This is a genomic window from Pollutimonas sp. M17 (assembly GCF_025836975.1).
GTDB lineage: Bacteria > Pseudomonadota > Gammaproteobacteria > Burkholderiales > Burkholderiaceae_B.
Genome location: NZ_CP107548.1, coordinates 1,523,688 through 1,545,588, shown reverse-complemented (window position 1 = coordinate 1,545,588; position 21,901 = coordinate 1,523,688). Strand labels below are relative to the sequence as shown.

Here is a 21,901-nt window from a genome sequence, read left to right as displayed (position 1 = left end):
ACACTGGCGGATTCCCCTGAAGCGCACCGCCCGGACGCTTGAATTAAAAGCGATCGTGATATAAACGTCTATTCGCTTATTTTGATTAAATGATAACTATGAGGAATGGTTTGAATATCGAGTTCCGCGACTTGCGCTATTTCGAAGCGATTGCGGAAATCGGGCATCTCGGACAGGCTTCAGAGGCCCTCCATCGCAGCCAGCCGGCGCTCACGAAATGCATCCAGCGCCTCGAACGCGAACTGGGTGCGGCGCTGTTTGAACGAAAGGGGCGCGGCCTGGCATTGACGGCCGTGGGCAAGGAGTTCTACCTGCGCGCGAAGAAGATACGGGAAACCAATGATCGGTACTTGAACGACATGAAGGACTTCATTGCCGGGTCGGCGGGCAGGGTGCGCATAGGCTGCGGACCCATCACGGCGGACTACCTTCTGCCCATTGTCTGCGCGCTGGCTCTGCGCGATGCGCCCAATGTCTCGCTGGACATCACCATAGGCACCAATCACGAACTCAAGGAAGCCATTCGCCAGGAACGGCTGGACATGATCGTCGGAGTAACGTCCAGCGACGACGAGTTCGTCAACCAGGGCTTCATCGACGATACCGTCGTGGTGGCGGCGAGCAGGAATCATCCGATTTTCGCCCTGCCTTCCGTCGGCCTGAAAGATCTGCTGCGCTATCACTGGATACTGCCCACCCCGCCGGTCGAAAGCCGGAAATGGCTGGACAAGGTGTTTGTCGCCAGCAAGCTGCCCAAGCCCACCACTCACATCGAAGCCAACACACTGCCTTCGATCCACGACCTGATCGCCAGCACGGAGCTTCTTTGCTTCCTGTCGAAACTCACGCTGGATCATCCAAAAACCCGCGGACTGTTGAAAGAGGTCAGGCTCAAGGCAACCACCATGACCCGAAAGCTGGGCATCACTTATCCGCACGGTGCGCTGACCCCGGCCACCCAGCGGATCATCGAATTACTGAACCAGCATCACAAGAGTGGCAAACTGCCCCTTGGCGGCGAATAGGTCAGGCGTCCGTTTTCAATCCGCGCGGGCGCGGTCATGGGGTGCTCGACGGCATGGCCGGCGTCCATGATATGCAATACCTGGATGCCCTGCACGCATAGCGCGTCCGCCACCATCGATCGATGGCAGCGCCACCAGACGGCCTCGGCGCACATCAGCGCCGTACGCGATCCGCCGGCCAGATGAAGCAGCTCGTCCATCCCCTGCTTGAATTCGGGCGTGGACATGTAGTCGGCATACCCGCGAAACGAGGCATTGCGCCAGGCGGTGTTGGGCGAGTCCGCGGCCGCCTTGCGCCGGCCGCCCAGCGCGCGCAGCCAGCAATAAGCGATGCCGTGCTCCCGCAGCGACGAGGCCAACGCCTCTTTACCGAACTGGGGATACTTGCGCGAACCGGGATGGCTGCGTATGTCGACGATGGTTTCTATGCCGTAGGAGGCCATTATCGCGACAAACTCGTCAATGGGATGCGTCGAGTGGCCCACCGTCCAGATGGTTTCCACGCCCGAGGCCGGCGCGGTATGACGCTTGGCGGTCTCCGCCATGATCAGCGCACCCTGCTCAGCGCCGATCCCTTGTGCATCGCGACGTGGTCAGTCTTGTCGCTTTTTATTTCGTACTGGGGATCGTCCGGACTGGCATGCCGGACATGCCCCTTGTAATCGGTGTCCTTTTCATGGACCTTGGTGATAGTCCCGCTGACATGGCCCGCCTCGGAATTCCAGCGCACATGGTCTCCGACCTTGAATTTGATCGTCATGATGAACCTCGCTTCGCAATGATGGATCGTCCGCTCTTCCCGACGTCCCTTCAATTACTGTACTGCGAAACCTGCCTCCGCGCTTCCGCCCTCGCCGGGCGTCGCCCGGACATGAGCCAGGAACAGCGCCAGCGAGGCGTTGGGATTCTCTCTGGAACAGGCCATCACGATGCGCGATTGCGTCGGCGCGCCGTGTAGGGGCTTGAACACCACGCCGGGCGGTTTGGTATGCGTGTAGATGCTGGGCACGATGGATACGCCCAATCCGGCCGCGACCAGCGCCAGCGTGGTGCTGTTCTCGCGCACTTCCTGCACGATGTTCGGAGCGAACCCGGCCTGCGCGGTCAAGGTTGAAATATGCTCGAACAATCCGCAGCCCAGGGCTTGCGGGAAAAGGATGAAGTCTTCGTCGGCCAGGTCATACAGGCTGGTCGCAACGTCCGGGTGCGCCTGCGGATGATCCTGGCCCACCGCCAGCATCAATTCGTCGTGCCAGAGGTCCTGGGCGATCAGCGCGGGAGGCGTCTCGAAGCTGGACGAGGGGCGCAGGAAGCCCAGGTCCAGCTCATTGGCATTCAGGGCTTGCAATTGCTCGCCGGTGGACATGTGGCGCAGGTCCATCTCGATGCGCGGATAGAGGCGGCGAAAGTCCTGCAGCAGGCGCGGAAACGCTTCGAACATCGGCACCGAAGCGGTGAAGGCCACACGCAGCTTCCCGGCCTGGCCGTCCTTGGTCAGGGCGCACAACTCGCGCACCGCCGCATATTGATCCAGGATCTCCCGGGCGCATTCGTAGAACAGCGTGCCGGCATGGGTCAGCTTGACCACGCGCCGCGTCCGCTCGAAAAGCAGCACGCCCAGATCCTCCTCCAGCAATTTGATCTGCTGGCTGAGGGGCGGCTGGCTCATGTGCAGCAGTTCCGCGGCACGGCTGAAACTGAGCTCTTGCGCCACCGCGACAAAATACCGCAGCTGTCTGAAATCCATGTCTTATCTCGAAATCGAATAAGTAGAAGATTTTAATAGTATTGGACGGTATAGAAACCCCGACGCGACAATGCGGCCTACCACCCTTATGGAGAGAGACCTCATGCAACTACCCATTATCCGCCGCGCATTCCCGCTGGCCATAGCCCTGGGCCTTTGCGCCGCAACCGCCGCGCAGGCCGCGGATGCCGCATACCCCGACCATCCCATCACCATCGTGGTGCCCTACTCCCCGGGCGGCGGCGTGGACATCGTCACCCGGCTCGTCACGAAGAAAATGTCGGACGAACTGGGCCAGTCCTTCGTCGTCGACAACAAGCCCGGCGCCGGCACGAATATCGGCATGGCGTATGTGGCCAATGCCAAGCCCGATGGCTATACCCTCTACACCGCGTCCAACACGCTGACCGCCAACAAGGCGCTGTATTCCAAGCTGACCTTCGACCCGGCCACCGCCTTTGCGGCCGTCGGCAGGATCGGCGAAGCGCCGCTGGTGGTCGTCGTCAACCAGGACTCCCCCTTCAAGAACCTGCAGGACCTGGTCGAGTACGGCCGCAGCCATCCCGAAGACCTGACCTTCGGCACGGCCGGCGTCGGCAGCTCGGGCCACCTGGCCAGCGAGCTGCTGCTGCGCGCGGGCAAATTCAAGGCCCTGCACGTTCCCTACAAAGGCGGTTCGCCCGCCATCACCGACCTGCTGGGCGGCCGCCTGTCCTTCATGTCCATCAATCCGCTGGAGGTGGTGTCGCACATCCAGGCGGGCAAATTGCGCGCGCTGGCCGTGCTCAATGCCAAGGGCACGCCCCTGCTTCCCGGACTCAAGACCGCCAGCGCCCAAGGCCTGACCGATCTCGAAGCCACTGTGTGGTGGGGCATCGTCGCGCCGGCCGGCACACCCGACGCCATCGTCGGCAAATTGAATGCCGCCCTGAACAGCGCGCTGGGCGATCCCGAGGTCAAGGCCAGCCTGGCCAAGCTGGGCGCCCAGGAGCTGCCCGGCACGCCCTAGGCCTTCCGCGCTTTCCTGGACAAGGAAACCGGCACCCTGACGCAAGTCATCAAGGAAGGAAACATTCACGCCGACTAATGTGTTGTTCCGGTTCCGGTCAACGTCAAAAAAGCGAAGCCGCGGCCTTGGCCCACGGCTTCGCGGCATAGCATCACAGAGGTAGAAAAGTGACTCAACGAAACGCCCTTGTCATCAGCGCCCATTCCGCCGACTTCGTCTGGCGGGCGGGCGGCGCAATCGCTCTTTACGCGGAACGCGGCTGGAATGTGCACATCCTTTGCCTGTCGTTCGGCGAGCGCGGCGAATCGGCCAAGCTGTGGAAGCAGCCCGGCATGACGCTGGAACGCGTCAAGGCGGCACGCAAGCAAGAGTCGGAGCAGGCGGCGGGGATCCTGGGCGCCAGTATTTCCTTCATGGATTGCGGCGACTACCCCTTGAGGGTGAATGACGACGCCTTGCTCCATATCGCCGGCGTGTACCGGGAATTGAGGCCCGAGTTCGTGCTGACGCACTCGTTCAAGGACCCCTACAACTTCGACCATCCGCTGGCCAATCATCTTGCGATGGAGGCCCGCATCATCGCCCAGGCGCACGGACACACCCCGTCCGTCCCGGTTCTGGGCGCACCGCCCGTCTTCCTGTTCGAACCCCACCAGCCCGAGCAATGCGAGTGGAAGCCGCAGCTTTACCTGGACATATCCACGGTCTGGGACAAGAAATACCAGGCGTTCCAGATCATGGACGCGCAAGAGCATTTGTGGGAATACTACACGCGGGCCGGCTTGCAGCGCGGCGCCCAGGCCGCACGCAACTCGGGGCGCAAGATCAAGTACGCTGAAGCCTATCAGACCGTATACCCCCGGGTTACGGACGAGTTGCTTTGATATCGTTGATACGTAAGGAAAGCCAGTCATGATCAACAGCCGCTATGCACGCGTCAACCCCGCGGCGCTGTCGCGCAGCAAAGACATACCCGCCTCCATTCTTGCCGATGTCGCGGGCCGGCGCGGCGCGCTGGACGGACGCATACGCGCGGTGGCCCACGGCATGCGCTTGTGCGGCCCCGCTTTTACCGTGGAAGTCAGGCCGGGCGACAACCTCATGATCCACGCCGCACTGGTGCTGGCCCGACCCGGCGACGTGCTGGTCATCGACGGCAAGGCCGATACCACGTCCGCCCTCATGGGCGAACTGATGTGCGCCCATGCCGCCGCGGCCGGCATCGCCGGCATCGTCATCGACGGCGCCGTGCGCGACGTCGCAACGCTGCGCCAGGGGTCCATGGCCGTGTTTGCCTGCGCATCCAATCCCAATGGACCCACCCGGACCCAAAGCGGCCGCATCGGCCATCCCATTTCGGCCGGCGGCGTCAGCGTCGCGCCCGGAGACCTGGTGGTGGGTGATGACGACGGCGTCGTGATCGTCCCCCGGGACGATGCGCCGCGCCTCATCGAGGCCGCGGAGGAAAAAATCCGCGCTGAGCAGCGGCGCATGCAGGACATCACCGAAGGGCGGCTGGTATACGGCTGGCTGGAAGGCGCGCTGAAGGCCTCCGGCGCATTGCCCGCCGGTTCCAGCCTGGACGAGGCCGTGGAACAGTTCAGGGCCGCCGGCGTGTTTCATACTCCCGCAACATGAAGCGAGAACACTTGGGGTTTTTGCCATTTACTGGAGAGTATCCGTGCAAAAGCCCTGTCCCGCCGATTCCGAAGACCTGCCGAGCAACACGTCGGCGAACGAACATTTCCAAGCCGTCGTCCAGCGCGCATACAGCCGGCGCGGCTTTCTGAAGTCAGGCCTGGGCCTGTCCGCCGCGATGTTCCTGGGCGGGCCTTTAAGCGCCTGCGCCAAAGGCAATGGCCACGACCGTCGGCAAGGCGCGTCGGCGCTGCTGGGCTTCAATGCCATCCCGATCTCCACCGGCGATACGCTGAAGATCGCGGCGGGCTACACCGCCACGGTCTTTGCCCCGTGGGGCACGCCGCTCTTCGCCGGCGATGCCGCCTGGAAAACCGATGGCGGCGATGGCGCCGACGCGCAAGCGCGGCAGGTCGGCGACAACCATGACGGCATCCATTTCTTTCCCATCGACGGCAGCAGTACGGAAGGCCTGCTGGTCATGAACCACGAATACACCACCGTCGACAAGGGCGCCTATACCTGGCTGTTCGGCCCGAATGGCACCGAGCCCTGGACGGCCGACAAAGCCCGCAAGGCGATGAATGCCCATGGCGTCTCGGTCATCCACATCCTGCGCAACGAGGCCGGCCAGTGGGAGATAGCGCTGGATTCGCGCTACAACCGCCGCATCACCGCTTCGACTCCCATGGAACTGACCGGCCCGGCGGCGGGGAGCGATCTGCTCAAGACCCAGGCCGATCCCAGCGGCACGCGGGTACTGGGCACGTTCAACAACTGCGGCAATGGCTGGACGCCCTGGAATACCTATCTGGCCTGCGAAGAAAACTTCAACAACTATTTCGGCACCACGTCGGGCGAGGATACGCGTAGCGCTGCGCAGAAGCGCTACGGCCTTTCGGCCCAGGGCAGCGAGTATCGCTGGGAAGAATTCGAAGCCCGCTTCGATTACGCCAAAGAGCCCAATGAAGCCAACCGCTATGGCTGGATCGTCGAAATCGATCCTTTCGATCCGGCATCCACGCCCAGGAAGCGCACCGCCCTGGGACGCATCAAGCACGAGAATGCGGCCTATCGGCTGACCGCCGACAAGCGGGTGGCCATCTATATGGGCGACGACCAGCGCGACGACTACATCTACAAGTTCGTGTCGGACGGTGTCTACCAGGAAGGCGGCGCCAATGCGGACCTGCTGGACGCCGGCAAGCTGTACGTCGCCAGGTTCAACGATGGCGCGGCCGCCGGCGACTTCATGGGCACCGGGGAATGGATACTTCTGGACAAGGCCGCCAATGCCGCGCTGGCCGCCGACGCCGGCTTCACCAGCCAGGCCGACGTGCTGGTCAATACCCGCCTTGCCGCCGATGCGGTGGGCGCCACCAAGATGGATCGCCCCGAGTGGGTCAGCGTGCATCCGGGCAGCGGCGAGGTATACGTGGCCTTGACCAACAACGACAAACGCAAGGCGCCCGATGCGGCCAACCCGCGGCCCGCGAACATCTACGGCCAGATCGTCCGCTGGCGCGAGGCCGGCGGCGACGCCGCCGCCACGGCCTTCGAGTGGGACATCTTCGTGCTGGCCGGCAACCCGGTCAAATACACGGACCGCAAGGACCTGAAATCGGGCTCGGCCAATATCACGGCCGACAATACCTTCAACAGCCCCGACGGCTTGGCCTTCGATAGCGCGGGCCGCTTGTGGATACAGACCGACGGCAAGTACAGCAATAGCGGCGAATACGAAGGCCAGGGCAACAACCAGATGCTGTGCGCCGACCCCGCCAGCAAGGAGATACGCCGCTTCTTCGTGGGTCCGAAGGAATGCGAGGTGACCGGCATCGCCTTCACCCCCGACAGCAAGACGATGTTCATCAACATCCAGCACCCGGGCGAGGCCGGAGATAGCCACTGGCCCGACGGCGGCAATTCAATACCGCGCTCGGCCACCGTCATCATCACCAGGGACGACGGCGGCGTCATCGGCGGCTGAACGCCAATGACTGCGGCCTTCCCCGAGTTGAGGGAAGGCCGCTATTCACCCCAACCCGGCAGCCTTGATCTTGTAGCAAGCCTTCAAGCCGCCCGGGTACATGCGACTGCCCCAAGCGCTTGCGCAGCGCCTTGCGCAATGGCTTCACGCTTTCATCGATGTCGACCTCGACCGCGGTATCCCTGCATGCCAGGCGCCGGCCCCTTGCTTTCTTTGGGCCCAATAAATATGCATCAGTTTGCATATTCATTTAAAACCATATAACATTCAACACATATCCCTGTATCGTTTCGATGCAGATATTCACCCGCCCCGGTCAACCAGGCAAAGGACTGAACATGCCCAAGAAGCCCAACAAGGCGAAAACGGCAGCCGCTGGCAATGAACCCAAGCAAATCGACATGAACGGAAGCGTTGCCCCGCTCATCGCCAAAGTGGCCACGCTGAAAGACCTGCGCAAAGCCACGATGCATACGCAAGAAGACCTTGCGCATGCGTTGGGTGTCGGTCAGGGAACGGTTTCCCGGATCGAAAAGCAGGACGACATGCTGGTTTCCACCTTGCAGCACTACATAGAAAGCGTCGGAGGCACCTTGCAGATCATGGCCACGTTTCCAAACCGCCCTCCCCTGCTCATCGAGCGGCTGGGCAAGAAAGGTGGCGCAATGCACAAAGACATCAACCTTGAACCCTCCGGCTCCAGCAGCCTGCCGGCCACCTGATCAACGATGCACACCATACCCACCCCTTACTATCTCATCGACAAGCCCGCCCTGCTGCGCAACCTCGAAACCATAGACCACATACGCGAGCATTCGGGCGCCAAGGTACTGCTGGCCCTCAAATGCTTTGCCACCTGGTCGGTATTCGACCTGATGCGCCGGCACATGGATGGCACCACATCCTCCTCGCTTTACGAGGTCAAGCTGGGCCACCAGAGATTCGGCGGCGAAACCCATGCCTACAGCGTCGCCTTCGCCGACCACGAAATCGAAGAAGTCGTGGCGCACTGCGACAAGATCATTTTCAATTCGGTCAGCCAGTTGCAGCGCTTCGCCTCGTTCGCACAGGGCAAGCCCATCGGGCTGCGCCTCAATCCCGGCATCAGTTGCGCCGGTTTCGACCTGGCCGATCCCGCCCGGGCTCACAGCCGTCTTGGCGAGGGCGACCCCGAACGCATCGTGCCGATCCTGGATCAGCTGGACGGCGTCATGATCCACAACAATTGCGAAAACAACGATTTTGCGCGCTTCGACGAATTGCTCACCCAGGCCGAGCAGCGCTATGGCACTATTTTCAAGCGGCTGAAATGGGTCAGCCTGGGTGGCGGCATCAGCTTTACCGCGCCGGGCTACCCCGTGGATGCATTCTGCGAGCGCCTGCGCCGCTTCGCGCAGGACCATGGCGTGCAGGTCTATCTGGAACCGGGCGAGGCGGCGGTGCGCCACAGCACGACCCTGGAAGTCAGCGTGCTGGACGTGGGCTTCAACGGCAAGCACCTGGCCGTGGTCGACAGTTCCACCGAGGCTCATATGCTGGATCTGCTCATCTACCGCGAGACCGCGCCCATGGGGGATGAAACAGGCGACCATCACTACATGGTGTGCGGCAAGACCTGCCTGGCGGGCGACATATTCGGCGAGGCCCGTTTTGCCGAACCCCTGCAAGTGGGCGACCGCATCTCGATCCGCGACGCCGCGGCCTACACCATGGTCAAGAAAAACTGGTTCAACGGCGTCCACATGCCGTCGATCGCCGTCAGGGAAGCCGATGGCTCCGTGCGCGCCGTGCGCGAATTTTCCTTTGACGACTACGTCAACAGTCTGTCCTGACAGCACTGCTCTTGTTTTCACGAATTAGGGGATTATCCAATGAAACGCAATGTCCTTATCATCGGCGCCGGCGGCGTGGCCCATGTGGCGGCACATAAATGCGCCCAGAACAATGTTTTGCTGGGCGACATTCACATTGCCTCGCGCACGCTTGAAAAATGCCAGGCGATTATTGCGTCCGTCAAGGAAAAAGACAGCCAGTGTGGTCCTGGCCGCTTGCAGGCTCACGAGCTGGATGCCCTGGACGTCGAAGCCACCAAAGCCCTGATCCGCTCCACCGGCAGCCAGATCGTCATCAATGTCGGCTCGCCCTTCCTGAATATGTCCGTCATGACGGCCTGCATAGAGACCGGCGCCGCCTACCTGGATACCGCCATCCACGAAGACCCCGCCAAGGTTTGCGAAGCGCCGCCCTGGTACGGCAACTATGAGTGGAAGCGCCGCGAGGCCTGCCGGCAGGCCGGCGTCACCGCGATACTGGGCGCCGGCTTCGACCCCGGCGTGGTCAATGCCTATGGGCGCTTCGCCCTGGACACCTATTTCGACAAGGTCGACTCGATCGACATCATCGACATCAACGCGGGCAGCCACGGCCGCTACTTCGCCACCAACTTCGACCCGGAAATCAACTTCCGCGAGTTCACCTCGACGGTCTGGTCCTGGGAGAAAAGCCAATGGAAGGCCAACGCCATGTTCGAGCGCCGCCAGGAATGGGACATGCCGGTCGTTGGCAAGAACACCACCTACCTGACCGGCCACGACGAGCTGCATTCCATGTCCAGGCACCTGGGCGTGCCCAACATCCGCTTCTGGATGGGCTTCGGCGATCATTACATCAATGTCTTCACGGTGCTGAAGAACCTGGGCCTGCTTTCTGAAAAACCCGTGCTTACCGCCGAAGGCCTGGAAGTCGTGCCGCTCAAGGTCGTCAAGGCCGTGCTGCCCGATCCCGCCTCGCTGGCCCCCGGCTACACGGGCAAGACCTGCATAGGCGACCTGGTCAAAGGCACGAAAAACGGCAAGCCGCGGGAAGTCCTCATCTACAACATCTGCGACCACAAGGAAAGCTACGATGAAGTCGGCAGCCAGGCCATTTCCTACACCGCCGGCGTACCCGTGGTTGCGGCGGCCATGCTGATCGCGGACGGCGTGTGGGACGTCGGGCACATGGCCAACGTCGAGGAGCTCGACCCCCGGCCCTTCATCGAGCTGATGAACCGCATGGGTCTGGTGACCCGTGTACGCGATGGACAGGACGACCGTGTGCTGAACCCCAGGGAAGAATCCGCCGCGACGTCTACGGAATCGGCCAGGCGCAGCGACAAGGCGCCCGCCGGCTACTACGCCAAGGCCGGACGCGCGGTGGGCAAGGAAAGGCCGTTCGCCAAGCCGCCGCTGGCCGGCGGCGGCCAGATGGCCGTGACCCGCAATGTCTCCTGAACGATGCCGCCCCAGCTCAGCCTGGGGCTTTTTTTGTTTCACGATGACTCCAGCATCGCATTTTGCTGGACTACGCCAAGGCTCGATACAGCAGGTTTATCAATCACTTAGGCGAGTTCAACATATGCCGGTGCTTTCCGAAACTTGACCCGGCTTCCCCTCGCGTGGCTCCCATGCGGCTCTTGGAAACCGGGCTTTCCGAGGAGTCATCATGGCGAAGATCAAGCTCACCAAGTCCGCAGTCGATGCGGCACAACCCCAAGACAAGGCCGTCGAACTGCGGGATACCGTGGTGCCTGGCTTCCTGTGCAAGATCACCCCGGCGGGCCGCAAGGTGTTCATGCTCCAGTACCGCACAAACGCCGGCGAGCGCCGCAAGCCCGCCCTGGGGCGATACGGCGAACTGACCGTCGAGCAGGCCCGCGTCATGGCGCAGGAGTGGCTGGCCGAGGTTCGCCGGGGCGGCGACCCCAGCGCGGCCAAGAATGCCGCCCGCAAGGCGCCGACCATGAAGGAGTATTGCTACACCTTCATGGAGGACTACTCCAAGCAGCGCAACAAGCCCAGCACACAACGCGGCTATCAGGGCGTGATTGACCGCTGCATCATCCCGATCATGGGCCGGATGAAGGTGCAGGACGTGAAGCGCCCGGACGTGGCTGCGCTGATGAAGAAGCTGGCCTACAAGCAGGCCGAGGCGAATCGCACCTTTGGCGTGCTGCGCAAGATGTTCAACCTGGCCGAAGTGTGGGGGCTACGCCCTGACGGCACGAATCCGTGCCGCCATGTACCGATGTACCCGCCCGGCAATGAAACCCGACTCATCGTGGACGACGAACTGGTGCGGATCTTCCGCCACCTGGAACACCTGGAGGCAGAAGGACTGGAAAACTACGTTATCCCGCTGGCGATCCGCCTGCAATTCGAGTTTGCCGCCCGCCGCTCCGAAATCTGCCCACTGGAATGGGGCTGGATTGATCTGGAAAAGCGCCGCGTCGTCTGGCCCGACAGCAAGACCGGCGGTATCTCCAAGCCCATGAGCGAGGAAGCCTATCGACTGTTGTCCACCGCGCCGCGCCGGAAAGGTTGCCCCTACGTCCTGCCGTCGCCGAACGATCCGACCCGGCACATGACCCACGGTGAGCACTACGGAGGCTGGACGCGCGTGCTCAAGGCTGCTGGCGTGCCTCACGTTGGTACGCATGGCATCCGCCACCGGGCGACGACCGATATTGCCAACTCGGGCGTGCCGACCAAGGTGGGCATGAAGCTCACAGGTCACAAGACCGTGGCGATGTTTATGCACTATGTTCATACCGAGGACAAACCGGTGCGGGATGCCGCCGAATTGGTGGCGAATCGGCGGCTGGCGATTACCGGGGCATCACGTTCTATGGAGGTGACAGCATGACAAGGAAGACGTCTGTGGCAGCGGGGAAACGCACCGTCTTACCGGCTGGCTATGCCGGCATCCACGGCGGCATCGTGGAGCTGCTGGATGCAGCGCGCCAGGCAGCGGCGCGCAGTGTCAATGCGCTGATGACGGCCAGCTATTGGGAGATTGGCCGCCGGATCGTCGAGGCCGAGCAGAAAGGCAGGCGGCGGGCCGGTTACGGCGAGCAGTTGATGGAACGCTTGTCCGCCGATCTGACGGAGCGATTTGGGCGCGGGTTCAGTCCGGACAACTTGGAAAACATGCGGCGCTTTTTCGTCGCTTACCCCCTTGCGGCAATTTCCGAGACACTGTCTCGGAAATCTGGAACCCGACTGCCCATAGAGAATTCCGAGACAGTGTCTCGGAAATTCGACCTCTCCGAACTGGCCCAGGTCTTCACCCTGCCGTGGTCGGCCTATGTCCGGCTGCTGTCGGTCAAGGATGACCATGCCCGTCAGTTCTACGAGACCGAGGCGCTGCGCGGCGGCTGGAGCGTCCGCCAGCTCGATCGGCAGATTGGAAGCCAGTTTTATGAACGCACGGCCTTGTCCAAGGACAAGGCGGCGATGCTGGTTAAGGGTTCGGTGGCCAAGCCCGAGGATGCCGTCACGCCCAACGATGCGATCAAAGACCCGTATGTGTTGGAGTTCCTCGACCTCAAGGACGAGTATTCGGAATCCGACCTGGAAGCGGCCTTGATTCAGCGGCTGGAAGACTTCCTGCTGGAGCTGGGTGAAGGCTTCACCTTCGTCGGGCGGCAGCGCCGGTTGCGCATCGACCAGACCTGGTATCGGGTGGATCTGCTGTTCTTTCATCGGAAGCTGCGCTGCCTGGTCATCATCGACCTGAAGCTAGGCAGTCTGACCCATGCTGACGTGGGCCAGATGCATATGTATTGCAACTATGCCAAGGAGCATTGGGCCTATGCGGATGAGAATCCGCCGGTGGGCCTGATCCTGTGCGCAGACAAAGGCCATGCCCTGGCGCGGTATGCGCTAGATGGCTTGCCGACCAAGGTGATGGCAGCCAACTATCGGACGGTACTGCCGGATGCCGAGTTGCTGCAAAAAGAGTTGGAGAAGACGCGGCGCCTGCTCGAATCGCGCGGAGCGCTTTCCCTCAAGGACGACAAGCCATAGTCGTGCGTCCCGGCGTACCGCCGTCGGGCTCGCGGGCTGCGCCCCGTTCTTCGTGCCGAATCACAGCCATTCGGCGCTGATCCCTGACGCCTTCGGCCTGGATCGTTGATCCGGGCCTGCGCGTGCTGCGCACTTGCCAACGGCGGGTGTGTGGCTGAGTGGGGTATAGGCGGTCTTGCTGTTCCCTTCACCGTATCACGGCGTTCTCGCCGTCAATGACTGCGCGTGCTCGCACGCTTTCGGCCTGTCAGCCGTCTTCGATCCCTGACTGCTTGCGCTGCGCCGTGCTGGCCACGGTTCCGGGCAATTCCGCCCGAGCAACCGGAGTACGATCATGTCGCAACTGTCCTTTTCCTCATCCGATTTTTCGCTGTTGGTGCGCGACGCACACGGGCGCTATCTGCCGGCGTCGGCCGACGACATTCTGGAAGCGGCGCGCCACGTGATCGACCGGAAGATGCAGCGCGGTGCCGAGTTCACTTCTCCGGCGGCAGTCAAGGAGTACCTGCGCACCAAGCTGGCCGGCTTCGAGCATGAGGTATTCGCGTTGCTGTTCATGGACACGCGCCATCGGCTGATCGAATACCGGGAGATGTTCCACGGCACCATCGACGGTGCTTCGGTGTATCCGCGCGAAGTGGTCAAAGAGGCTCTGCGGCTCAATGCGGCAGCGGTGATCGTCAGCCACAACCATCCGAGCGGGAACCCGGAGCCAAGCGCTGCCGACCGGGCGCTGACCCAACGGCTCAAGGAGGCGCTGGGCCGTAACGGCCCGCCCTGTACCGTCTAGAAGTCTCGGTTAAATCTCATCAAGATACGTGTCCATGTATTTTTTCAGATGTACACGTATTTCAATGAGCGATTCTCTTTCGGTAATGAGTTCTTCTGCGAGCCCTCGGCGCCGCTATCCGGTCGGATACAAACGTCAGGTGGTGCAGGAATCGATGGCGGGTGGTGCGTCCATTGCACGGGTTGCGCTGGCGCACGGCATCAATGCCAACCAATTGCACAATTGGCGCTGGCAGTATCGGCGTGGCGACTTCGGGCCAATTAGCCAAGGGCCGTTGCTGCTGCCGGTGCAGATAGCGGCGCCACCGGTATCCGCACCGCGCCAACCGGCCAAGATAATTGACGGGCAAGATAGGCCGGCGATCTCTGGCGTCGAACTGATCTTCCCAGCCGCGCGTGTCGTGATCCATGGCGCAGCGGACTTGTCTACGTTACGCTGCCTCATTCAGGCGCTACGAGAATGATCGGCTTACCGGCAGGAACCCGGGTCTGGCTGGCAGCCGGTGCGACCGATATGCGTCGTGGCTTCGATGGCCTGGCGACAACGGTCCAGGCCACGCTGCTTGAAGACCCCTTCAGCGGCCACGTATTTGTCTTTCGTGGGCGCAAGGGCGATCGCATCAAGGTGCTGTGGTGGAGTGGCGACGGCATGTGTCTGCTGGCAAAGCGCTTGGAACACGGTCATTTCGTGTGGCCCAGCGCCGAATCAGGGGCCGTGCATCTGACCTCCGCGCAGCTATCGATGCTGCTCGAGGGGATCGACTGGCGTCGGCCCGCTCGCACGCATAAACCGACTCAGGCCTAGCGTTAATAAAACGCTTGAGAGCCGCATTTTTATTGGTCTTTCAGCCTTTTATTCATAGAGAAAATAGTCGTTATTTAGTATAATAACGGCCATGTTCAACCGCGCCCAACTGCCCGACAATATCGATGCCCTGAAGGCGTTGCTGTCGGCCAAATCTGCCCAGATCGATGCCTTCGAGCAAGAGCGCGCGGCGTGGCAGGAAGAGCGCGAAGCCCTGCGTCAGGATAAGCAGGGCGATAAGCAAGAAATTGCTCGTCTGACCCTGTTGCTCGATAAACTACGGCGCGCGCTGTTCGGCCAGAAGTCCGAGAAGCTCAGTGCGCAGATCGATCAATTGCAGCTTGAGCTCGAAGAGTTGCACATCAACCAGGGCGAACGCGCGCAAAGGGTCGAATCGGCCCAGGCACCTGCCTCGCGCCCGGCCCCGCAGCGTCGGCCATTACCCGAGCACTTGCCGTGCGACGTGCACGAACATCTTCCGAGCGAGCCAGCCTGCCCCGATTGCGGCGGCGCGTGGACACGCTTGGGCGAGGACGTGAGCAACGTGCTGGAGCACGTGCCGGCCAGCTTTAGAATCATTCGCCATGTGCGCCCACGCCTGGCGTGCAGCTGTTGCGAGCGGATGGCGCAAGCGCCCGCGCCCAGCCGCCCCCTTGTCCGCAGCTTCGCGGGGCCGGGGCTACTGAGCCATGTCATGGTCAGCAAATATCTGGACCATCAGCCGCTATATCGCCAGTGCCAGATCTACGAGCGCGAGAACGTGAGTTTAAGTGAGAGCACTGTCGGTGACTGGGTCGGTGGGGTGCACCAATTGCTGCGCCCCTTACTGGAGGCGCTACGGCGCCACATCTTTAGTGCCGACAAACTGCATACTGACGATACGCCGATCAACGTACTTGCGCCGGGAACCGGTAAGACACGTCAGGCGCGCCTGTGGGTCTATGCCCGCGATGATCGTCCCAGTGGCGACACGACGGCGCCGGCCATGTGGATACGTTACTCGCCTGATCGGCGCGGCATCCACCCGCAAACGCACCTGAAGGATTATATCGGTATCCTACAGGCCGATGCGTTTGCCGGATACGACAAGATTTATGAAACAGGCCGTGTGCTAGAGGCCGGATGCTGGGCGCACGCCCGACGTAAGTTCTACGACATCCACGTTAAAAGTGCCACGCCCATTACGACGCACGTGCTTGATCGGATCGCCGCACTCTACAAGATTGAGTCCAGCATCCGCGGTAGCCCAGCGGACGTACGGCGAAGGGCTCGCCAGGAACACGCCAAACCCATCGTCTTCGCGCTGCATGACTGGTTGCGCGAGCAGTTGGCGACCCTCTCACGCAAATCGAATACGGCTGACGCCATCACTTATGCCATGAACCAGTGGCAGGCACTGGTGCGTTATCTGGACGATGGCCGCATCGAGATTGATAACAACACCGCCGAGCGGGCGCTGCGCGGGGTAGCCCTGGGCAGGAAAAACTACCTGTTCCTGGGATCCGACGCGGGCGGTGAACGCGCCGCCACCATGTACAGCCTACTTGGCACAGCCAAGTTAAACGACATCAATCCCCAGGCGTATCTGCGTCATGTCTTGACCGTGATTGCTGACCATCCGGTCAATCAAGTCGACGAATTGTTGCCCTGGAATGTGAACCTGCCCAGCGCCTCAACGCAATAGATCAGTCCCACGACTCGTGTTCAAGAGGGTCTGTCGACAAATCCCAAATCGTCGAGTGGTATTGCACCTCAAACCATTCCTTGAACATTTTACGGGTTCGGCGCTTAGGCCATAGCGAATCGTCAGTAAACCAACCGTGCAAAAACGTAGCGAACAGATTGCTAAAGCGCTGCAACGCCCACTGTTCGGCTTGCTCTGGGGTGTTGACCGTTCCACCTGCTAACAAATAGACCTCTTGCTCCTGGCGCAATTCCTCCAGCGTCAGTCCTTGAATCGGTTGCGGATCAACGCTTATGATCCAGTCTAACGCCGGTTGCTTGGGCAAAATGATAATTAAATTGCGATTGATGGTCTCATGATCCATATCAGGCCTAAATGTCGGTAAGAGGTGAAGGCCGATTTTAATTGTGAATGGATTGTTGAGCCCGCGCGGTCAAGACGGTACAGGCCGGAGCATTACATCTGATCCTGGGGCTTCGGCCCCTTTTTGCTTCGACAAATGGAGGTGAAGGAAGGGGCCCCACTGAGTGTGTGGATGCAAAAGTCACCGAAGCGACTTCTGCACCGCTCAAGCACCGCCCCGTACTTCCTGCCATTGCTGACCATACGCATGAGTCGATGCTGAATGGCGCCCTTGCGAGAACCGGCTTCAGCCACTGGTGAACCAGTAGAAGATGAGGGGACACCCTTCCTTCGAGGGGAAGTGTAACCTAATACGCCTGCTTCAGCTCCTTCTTCTCTAAAGAATTGAGGAGATCAATATCCTTCCAATCCACTTGCGCATGGCTTGTACTAATACCTGCCAAAAATACCTGAAAATCCGCTTTGCTGGGCTGGGTAAATTGAAGGATTTTAAATAGGCTTTTTATCCAAGTGGTCTTTTGCTTATCAGGCACGTAGGGGCACGAAAGGAGATCGAGTAGGAGGTGGGCTTTTTCGCTATTCATCAAAATATCAGAAAGATCGGATAGTTTTTCCACTGCCGCATCCAAAAGCTTCTTTCGCAACCCTTGGTACATGTTGGAATCTCGCACATAGAACAGAGAGGCAACAATGGTAAAGTATGTCAATTTTCCCGCACTAACAAAAAGCTCATCAATAATCTCTGGTGGCAACAGGTGATTATCCCCCAGCTCCCGCGTTGCTAGCGCGATATTAAATGATTCAAGATGTACAAATCCTTCAATATCGCTGGCATGTTTCATGCCACATTGATCATGCAGTAAAGAGCAGGTTAGATCGAAAATCTTTTGGTGTACGGTTGGATATCCGGCGGATAGATGTTTCTTGCTGAATCGTGCGGCCAAAATCAAGGATGTACTAAGTTTGTACGACGCACCAACCGAGGGAGCAACACTGTAAAGGAAGAACAACACATCGAGCAGCACAACAAACGCATCAACATATCCACTATCTTGGATGGCATCAGAGGGATCATCATGATTCACCAGCCTCTTGACTCGCTCAGTAATTACTGAAATTAAGAACGAGGCAATCTCATCGTAGGTCGCGTCATTTGAATGACATAGAGCCTTCACTGAATCAATGTAGCTTTTGGTTAATTTCCACGTGTTATGAATTTCTCTGGGGCTGAGCACCCCCATCCCAGTTTGATCCAGAAACTTGTCAAAAAATGAATTGGCTTGTTGCCCAGCATCATAGACAAGCCTTGCCTTGGATGAGGAGAACGGCCTCCCTATGCATGTTGACTTTGCTGTATTTGTATGAAGATTGAAATCAATTAGAACGTCTGCATACTTATCATGAATTCTATTCGCAATGGACTCATTTCGAGCAAATATAAAAACATCATCTACGTAGCGTCGAAATTCATAGTCCTGCTTGAATTTTAAATCCGCTAGCGATTGAATTACCCTTCTATCAATTTCCTGAAATAGTATCTCAGCAAATACCCGGCTCACCTCAGGCCCTATTGGGATTCCATTGGTTTCATTATGATTCCCGTGACGAATGACCCCATCAAACTCTTGGGCAAAGGTCGAGGAGACAGAGACATGCGATTTTGTGAAGGGCTTATCCTTAACTGCCCAGGAAAGGCAGTGTGTATAGATACTGTCAAAACATTTTGTGACATCAAGCGTCTTTAAAAAAGAAAACCTCTTCTCCAGTGCAAGATAATCTCTCGAGTTGAAGAATTTATACAGACGGTCATATCCTCGATACGAAAAAAATGAGGGCGCATGCTTGGCATATCTATCGAGACCATCGAGAGCGATGGAGCCGGTTTTGTATTTATTAATATTTTCCCAGGAGCTTTTTGAATAAAAGCTGCTTGCAACCGTTTTTGGCGCGCGGATAGATGCCGGACTTATTGAGCAATAATGAATTATTAGTTGCTCATATTTTTCATAGAAGATCCTGGCTTTCCATTGAGAAGCTGGATGCAATAGAGCAAGACGCCGAAAGCTCTTTGAGTCCTTCTTGATTTTATATGTATATGGTATGGTCGAGTTTGGTGGTTTACTGACCCCCTCATACAAAACCAGAGATTTGATGACGGCACGTTGCACGTGTCCGACGCTATCTAGGGCGGCAATCTGATCATAGAGACCATCATTTGAAAAAACGATTGGGGTTTCAAATGGGGTAGTCTCAGTAATAAGAACCCTGTTGTAGTCGCTGCGACGAATTCTATTTTTCTTCATTTTATCGCCCTAGTAAATCCAGCAGCTCTGGATCTGAGATATTCTTGTCGCCGAGAAGTGAACGAAGCTGCGGCTACTGTGCCCCTTTGCAAAACTTCGCGTTAGCAATTGACGTTTCTGATGCGCAGAAAGCATTGCATTCGTTATCGGAAAAACTCGGCCATTTTTCGAGAGCACTGCATTTCTCAGAAATCTATCCAATTCCTTCAGACCGGCAGCACCTTCTGATACCAATGGATAGCTATGATATATTCCAGCGATTTTCTTCCCGCCAGCTTTCGGGTTGTAAACGCTGAAATTCTGCGTCAAAAATGCTACGCGATCACGGAGTAATCCCCAGTCATTCGACTTGGCATAGCTTAGAAATGATCGAACAATTCTTGTTTTCATTCGTTTGATCTTTTTCCTTGCAATATCCACGTGGACTTTTCGATAAAGCTCCCCATCCTTCGTTTTTCCCGCTTCCTGTTTCGTGGGATTTTTGACCAAAAACTGATACCCAAGATAGTCGAACTGAAGGAGGTTTGGCGCGATTGCGGAACTTTCCTTTTCCACCCTGGCCGCCGCTGCGACAATATTTTTCTTATCTGGATTTAATTCAAGTCCGGGAGGAAGCCAAGTGCACAAATCACGCAGAAAATCTTTCTCCTCCTCTCTTGCCGACGAGACAATAATTATGTCATCGACATAGCGAGAGTAGTAAAATGTATTGCTGGCCCAGCGTACCTTCTGATCGAAATCCCGCATCAAAATTTCCGATAGGACAGCACTAATAGACAGCCCCCTTGGTACGCCACGGCCTCCAATTGCAGCATGGGCGTTAAGCAGAGACTCGATTAGTTTTCTGCTATGCGGACTCAAATTCTTGATGCTGGTAACAGCATCAAGGACATGATCCTTCTGGAAAGACTCGAAGAATGATCGAATATCCAGACGATAAACCCGATAGGGAACTCCTTCTTCTAAAAGGAGCTTGAGGTTTTTGACGATCTGAGATCGCCCATCCACGGCTAGTGAAGTACACCTCTTTAAGTTCAGTCGAAGTTTTCGCTCCACCAGCTCGTCTTGATGTCTGGCCAAGCGATAAACAGTTTTCCCTTTAAGAGGAAAGCCTGTCAGAGGTGCGGATGGGGGATCAAAATGGGAAATGGCAGATATAAGTGCTTGACTGAGGAGCTGGTCTCGCAAGGCAGCTTGACCAGCAGCAGGAACCCCGAGGAAATCTCTCTTCCATAGCACGCGTTCAAGCGTCTTGATACAAAAAGATTGATCGAATGAAGATGACCTCGACATCTACTCCTCCCCTTACTTCAAATCGTTAATCAAAAATGCAGCCTAGTACGGATGCCCGTGTCTCATAAGCCGATGTCACTTCATCGCGAAAATCAATAGCGTGAATCACACCGGGAATCGCGGAGGCTGTTTGGTTAAAGTAAAACAGGTTCCGCAGCCGGTGCTGCAAGTTGTCGATAGTAACGCTCTTCGGCCTCGGCTGGCGGGATATCACCGATCGATCCGAGCAAGCGCTGGTGGTTGAACCAAGACACCCATTCCAACGTGGCCAGCTCCACGGCAGCCTTGGTCTTCCAAGGTGCCCTGCGGTGAATCACTTCCGTTTTGTATAGACCGTTGATTGTTTCAGCGAGGGCGTTGTCGTATGCACTTCCAGTGTTGCCGACGGAAGGGTTAATGCCGGCTTCACCTAGGCGCTCGGAATAGCGAATGGACACGTATTGGGCGACCCGCGATCCGAATGGTGAATCAGGCCGTCTGCCTGACTGGGGCGACGGTCGTATACAGCTTGCTCAAGCGCATCCAGAACGAAGTCCGTCGTCATGCTGCTGGAGGCGCGCCAGCCGACAATCCGTTTGGCATAAGCGTCAATAATAAAGGCCACATACAGCCATCCTTGCCAAGTGGAAACGTAGGTGAAATCCGCTACCCAGAGCCGGTTTGGACGATCTGCCTCGAACTGGCGCCGTACCAGATCTTGCGGACAGGCCGCTGCGCTATCGGGCACTGTGGTGCGCACCCGCTTGCCACGACGCACCCCTTCAATGCCTAAGTCGCCCATCAGACGTTCGACCGTACAGCGCGCCACGCGAATGCTCTCGCGATTCATCTGCTTCCAGACTTTGCGGGCTCCGTAGCCACGAAAGTTCTGCTCCCAGACTCGATAGATCTGGGGGCGCAGTTGTTCGTCCTTCTGGGCTCGCTGACTACGCAGTTGTGGTTGCCGACACCGGGCGGCGTAGCGCCTGTAAGCTGACGGAGCGACCTGCAATACCTTGCAGATCGGCTCGACCCCGTACAGATCCCGGTGCTGATCGAGATAGGCGTTTACTTCTTCAGTTCGCGGTCGAGCGCCGCCTGGGCGAAAAAAGCGCTGGCCGACTTCAGAATCTCGTTGGCCCGCCGCAATTCACGGTTCTCCTTCTCTAACGCCTTGAGGCGCTCGCGCTCTTCTGTCGTCACGCCGGGACGGGTCCCGTTGTTGACTTCCGATCGCTTAATCCAATCCAGTAGGGTCGTTGGGGTGCAGCCGATCTTCGGTGCAATAGACTCGACTGCCGCCCACAGCGACCGGTACTCATCACGATGCGCCTGGACCAGGCGCACCGCGCGTTCACGTACTTCAGGGGAAAACTTGTTGTTCTTGCTCATGGCTCCATTCTCTCAAGAATTAGAGCCTCCTCAAAACC

20 protein-coding genes, 1 pseudogene and 1 other annotated feature are annotated in these 21,901 nt (G+C 58.6%); of the genes and pseudogenes, 14 read left to right on the top strand and 7 right to left on the bottom strand.

What is annotated here, in order from left to right:
* Nucleotides 1–110 precede the first annotated feature (110 nt).
* Nucleotides 111–1,025, top strand: coding sequence for a LysR family transcriptional regulator (locus tag OEG81_RS07450; protein ID WP_264132082.1), 915 nt, complete (start codon nt 111–113; stop codon nt 1,023–1,025).
* On the opposite strand, the gene OEG81_RS07445 is transcribed toward OEG81_RS07450, so the two are convergent.
* The 3 genes from OEG81_RS07445 to OEG81_RS07435 are packed head-to-tail and all read right to left on the bottom strand — an operon-like array spanning nt 989 to nt 2,772.
* Nucleotides 989–1,570: a DUF488 family protein gene (locus tag OEG81_RS07445; protein ID WP_264132081.1), complete on the bottom strand. Its 582-nt coding sequence runs from the start codon at nt 1,568–1,570 to the stop codon at nt 989–991. The two genes, OEG81_RS07450 and OEG81_RS07445, sit on opposite strands and share 37 nt — an antisense overlap.
* A 2-nt stretch (nt 1,571–1,572) precedes the next feature.
* Entirely contained in the window at nt 1,573–1,785 is a 213-nt protein-coding gene (locus tag OEG81_RS07440) for a DUF2945 domain-containing protein (protein ID WP_264132080.1), read from the bottom strand.
* Between the two features lie 54 nt (nt 1,786–1,839).
* On the bottom strand, nt 1,840–2,772 hold the full coding sequence (locus OEG81_RS07435) for a LysR family transcriptional regulator (protein ID WP_264132079.1): 933 nt from the start codon (nt 2,770–2,772) through the stop codon (nt 1,840–1,842).
* 103 nt (nt 2,773–2,875) lie between these two features.
* Between OEG81_RS07435 and OEG81_RS07430 the strand changes: the two genes are divergently transcribed.
* The 13 genes from OEG81_RS07430 (at nt 2,876) to tnpC (ending at nt 16,533) form a co-directional block, all read left to right on the top strand.
* On the top strand, nt 2,876–3,781 hold the full coding sequence (locus tag OEG81_RS07430; RefSeq protein ID WP_317135377.1) for a tripartite tricarboxylate transporter substrate binding protein: 906 nt from the start codon (nt 2,876–2,878) through the stop codon (nt 3,779–3,781).
* Between the two features lie 167 nt (nt 3,782–3,948).
* Nucleotides 3,949–4,665 carry a PIG-L deacetylase family protein gene (locus tag OEG81_RS07425; protein ID WP_264132078.1) on the top strand — a complete coding sequence of 239 codons (717 nt, stop codon included), beginning with the start codon at nt 3,949–3,951 and terminating at the stop codon, nt 4,663–4,665.
* A gap of 28 nt (nt 4,666–4,693) precedes the next feature.
* Nucleotides 4,694–5,419, top strand: a complete 726-nt coding sequence (locus tag OEG81_RS07420; protein WP_264132077.1) for an RraA family protein — start codon at nt 4,694–4,696, stop codon at nt 5,417–5,419.
* 43 nt (nt 5,420–5,462) lie between these two features.
* On the top strand, nt 5,463–7,409 hold the full coding sequence (locus tag OEG81_RS07415; protein ID WP_264132075.1) for a PhoX family protein: 1,947 nt from the start codon (nt 5,463–5,465) through the stop codon (nt 7,407–7,409).
* A 338-nt stretch (nt 7,410–7,747) separates the two neighbouring features.
* Nucleotides 7,748–8,131, top strand: coding sequence for a helix-turn-helix transcriptional regulator (locus tag OEG81_RS07410; protein WP_264132073.1), 384 nt, complete (start codon nt 7,748–7,750; stop codon nt 8,129–8,131).
* 6 nt (nt 8,132–8,137) lie between these two features.
* Nucleotides 8,138–9,241 (top strand): carboxynorspermidine decarboxylase, encoded by a 1,104-nt coding sequence (locus tag OEG81_RS07405; RefSeq protein WP_264132072.1) that lies wholly within the window; start codon nt 8,138–8,140, stop codon nt 9,239–9,241.
* 39 nt (nt 9,242–9,280) lie between these two features.
* Nucleotides 9,281–10,681, top strand: a complete 1,401-nt coding sequence (locus OEG81_RS07400; protein ID WP_264132071.1) for a saccharopine dehydrogenase family protein — start codon at nt 9,281–9,283, stop codon at nt 10,679–10,681.
* Nucleotides 10,682–10,892: 211 nt separating this feature from the next.
* Nucleotides 10,893–12,092 carry a tyrosine-type recombinase/integrase gene (locus OEG81_RS07395; RefSeq protein ID WP_264132070.1) on the top strand — a complete coding sequence of 400 codons (1,200 nt, stop codon included), beginning with the start codon at nt 10,893–10,895 and terminating at the stop codon, nt 12,090–12,092.
* Nucleotides 12,089–13,255, top strand: coding sequence for a PDDEXK nuclease domain-containing protein (locus OEG81_RS07390; RefSeq protein WP_264132069.1), 1,167 nt, complete (start codon nt 12,089–12,091; stop codon nt 13,253–13,255). Before OEG81_RS07395 ends, OEG81_RS07390 begins: the two co-directional genes overlap by 4 nt.
* 334 nt (nt 13,256–13,589) lie before the next feature.
* The gene (locus OEG81_RS07385) at nt 13,590–14,045 is read left to right on the top strand and encodes a JAB domain-containing protein (protein ID WP_317135376.1); all 456 of its coding nucleotides are present in this window, start codon (nt 13,590–13,592) and stop codon (nt 14,043–14,045) included.
* A 64-nt stretch (nt 14,046–14,109) separates the two neighbouring features.
* Nucleotides 14,110–14,508, top strand: coding sequence for an IS66-like element accessory protein TnpA (gene tnpA, locus OEG81_RS07380; protein ID WP_264130848.1), 399 nt, complete (start codon nt 14,110–14,112; stop codon nt 14,506–14,508).
* Complete coding sequence (gene tnpB, locus OEG81_RS07375; protein ID WP_264130849.1) at nt 14,505–14,849, top strand: IS66 family insertion sequence element accessory protein TnpB; 345 nt, start codon at nt 14,505–14,507, stop codon at nt 14,847–14,849. The genes tnpA and tnpB overlap by 4 nt, the downstream gene beginning before the upstream one ends.
* Before the next feature lie 91 nt (nt 14,850–14,940).
* Nucleotides 14,941–16,533 carry an IS66 family transposase gene (gene tnpC, locus OEG81_RS07370; protein ID WP_264130850.1) on the top strand — a complete coding sequence of 531 codons (1,593 nt, stop codon included), beginning with the start codon at nt 14,941–14,943 and terminating at the stop codon, nt 16,531–16,533.
* Nucleotide 16,534: 1 nt separating this feature from the next.
* Here the strand turns inward: tnpC and OEG81_RS07365 are convergent, their stop codons facing one another.
* The 4 genes and pseudogenes from OEG81_RS07365 to OEG81_RS07350 all read right to left on the bottom strand — a co-directional run bounded on the left by OEG81_RS07365 (nt 16,535) and on the right by OEG81_RS07350 (nt 21,863).
* On the bottom strand, nt 16,535–16,897 hold the full coding sequence (locus OEG81_RS07365) for a hypothetical protein (RefSeq protein WP_264130851.1): 363 nt from the start codon (nt 16,895–16,897) through the stop codon (nt 16,535–16,537).
* A 346-nt stretch (nt 16,898–17,243) separates the two neighbouring features.
* Nucleotides 17,244–19,199, bottom strand: coding sequence for an antiviral reverse transcriptase Drt3b (gene drt3b, locus OEG81_RS07360; RefSeq protein WP_014861254.1), 1,956 nt, complete (start codon nt 19,197–19,199; stop codon nt 17,244–17,246).
* Nucleotides 19,200–19,208: 9 nt separating this feature from the next.
* Complete coding sequence (gene drt3a / locus OEG81_RS07355) at nt 19,209–20,492, bottom strand: antiviral reverse transcriptase Drt3a (RefSeq protein WP_014861253.1); 1,284 nt, start codon at nt 20,490–20,492, stop codon at nt 19,209–19,211.
* 134 nt (nt 20,493–20,626) lie between these two features.
* A pseudogene (locus OEG81_RS07350) lies at nt 20,627–21,863 on the bottom strand (IS3 family transposase).
* Nucleotides 21,469–21,585: a sequence feature (AL1L pseudoknot), on the bottom strand. Its footprint overlaps the pseudogene before it by 117 nt.
* Nucleotides 21,864–21,901 lie beyond the last annotated feature (38 nt).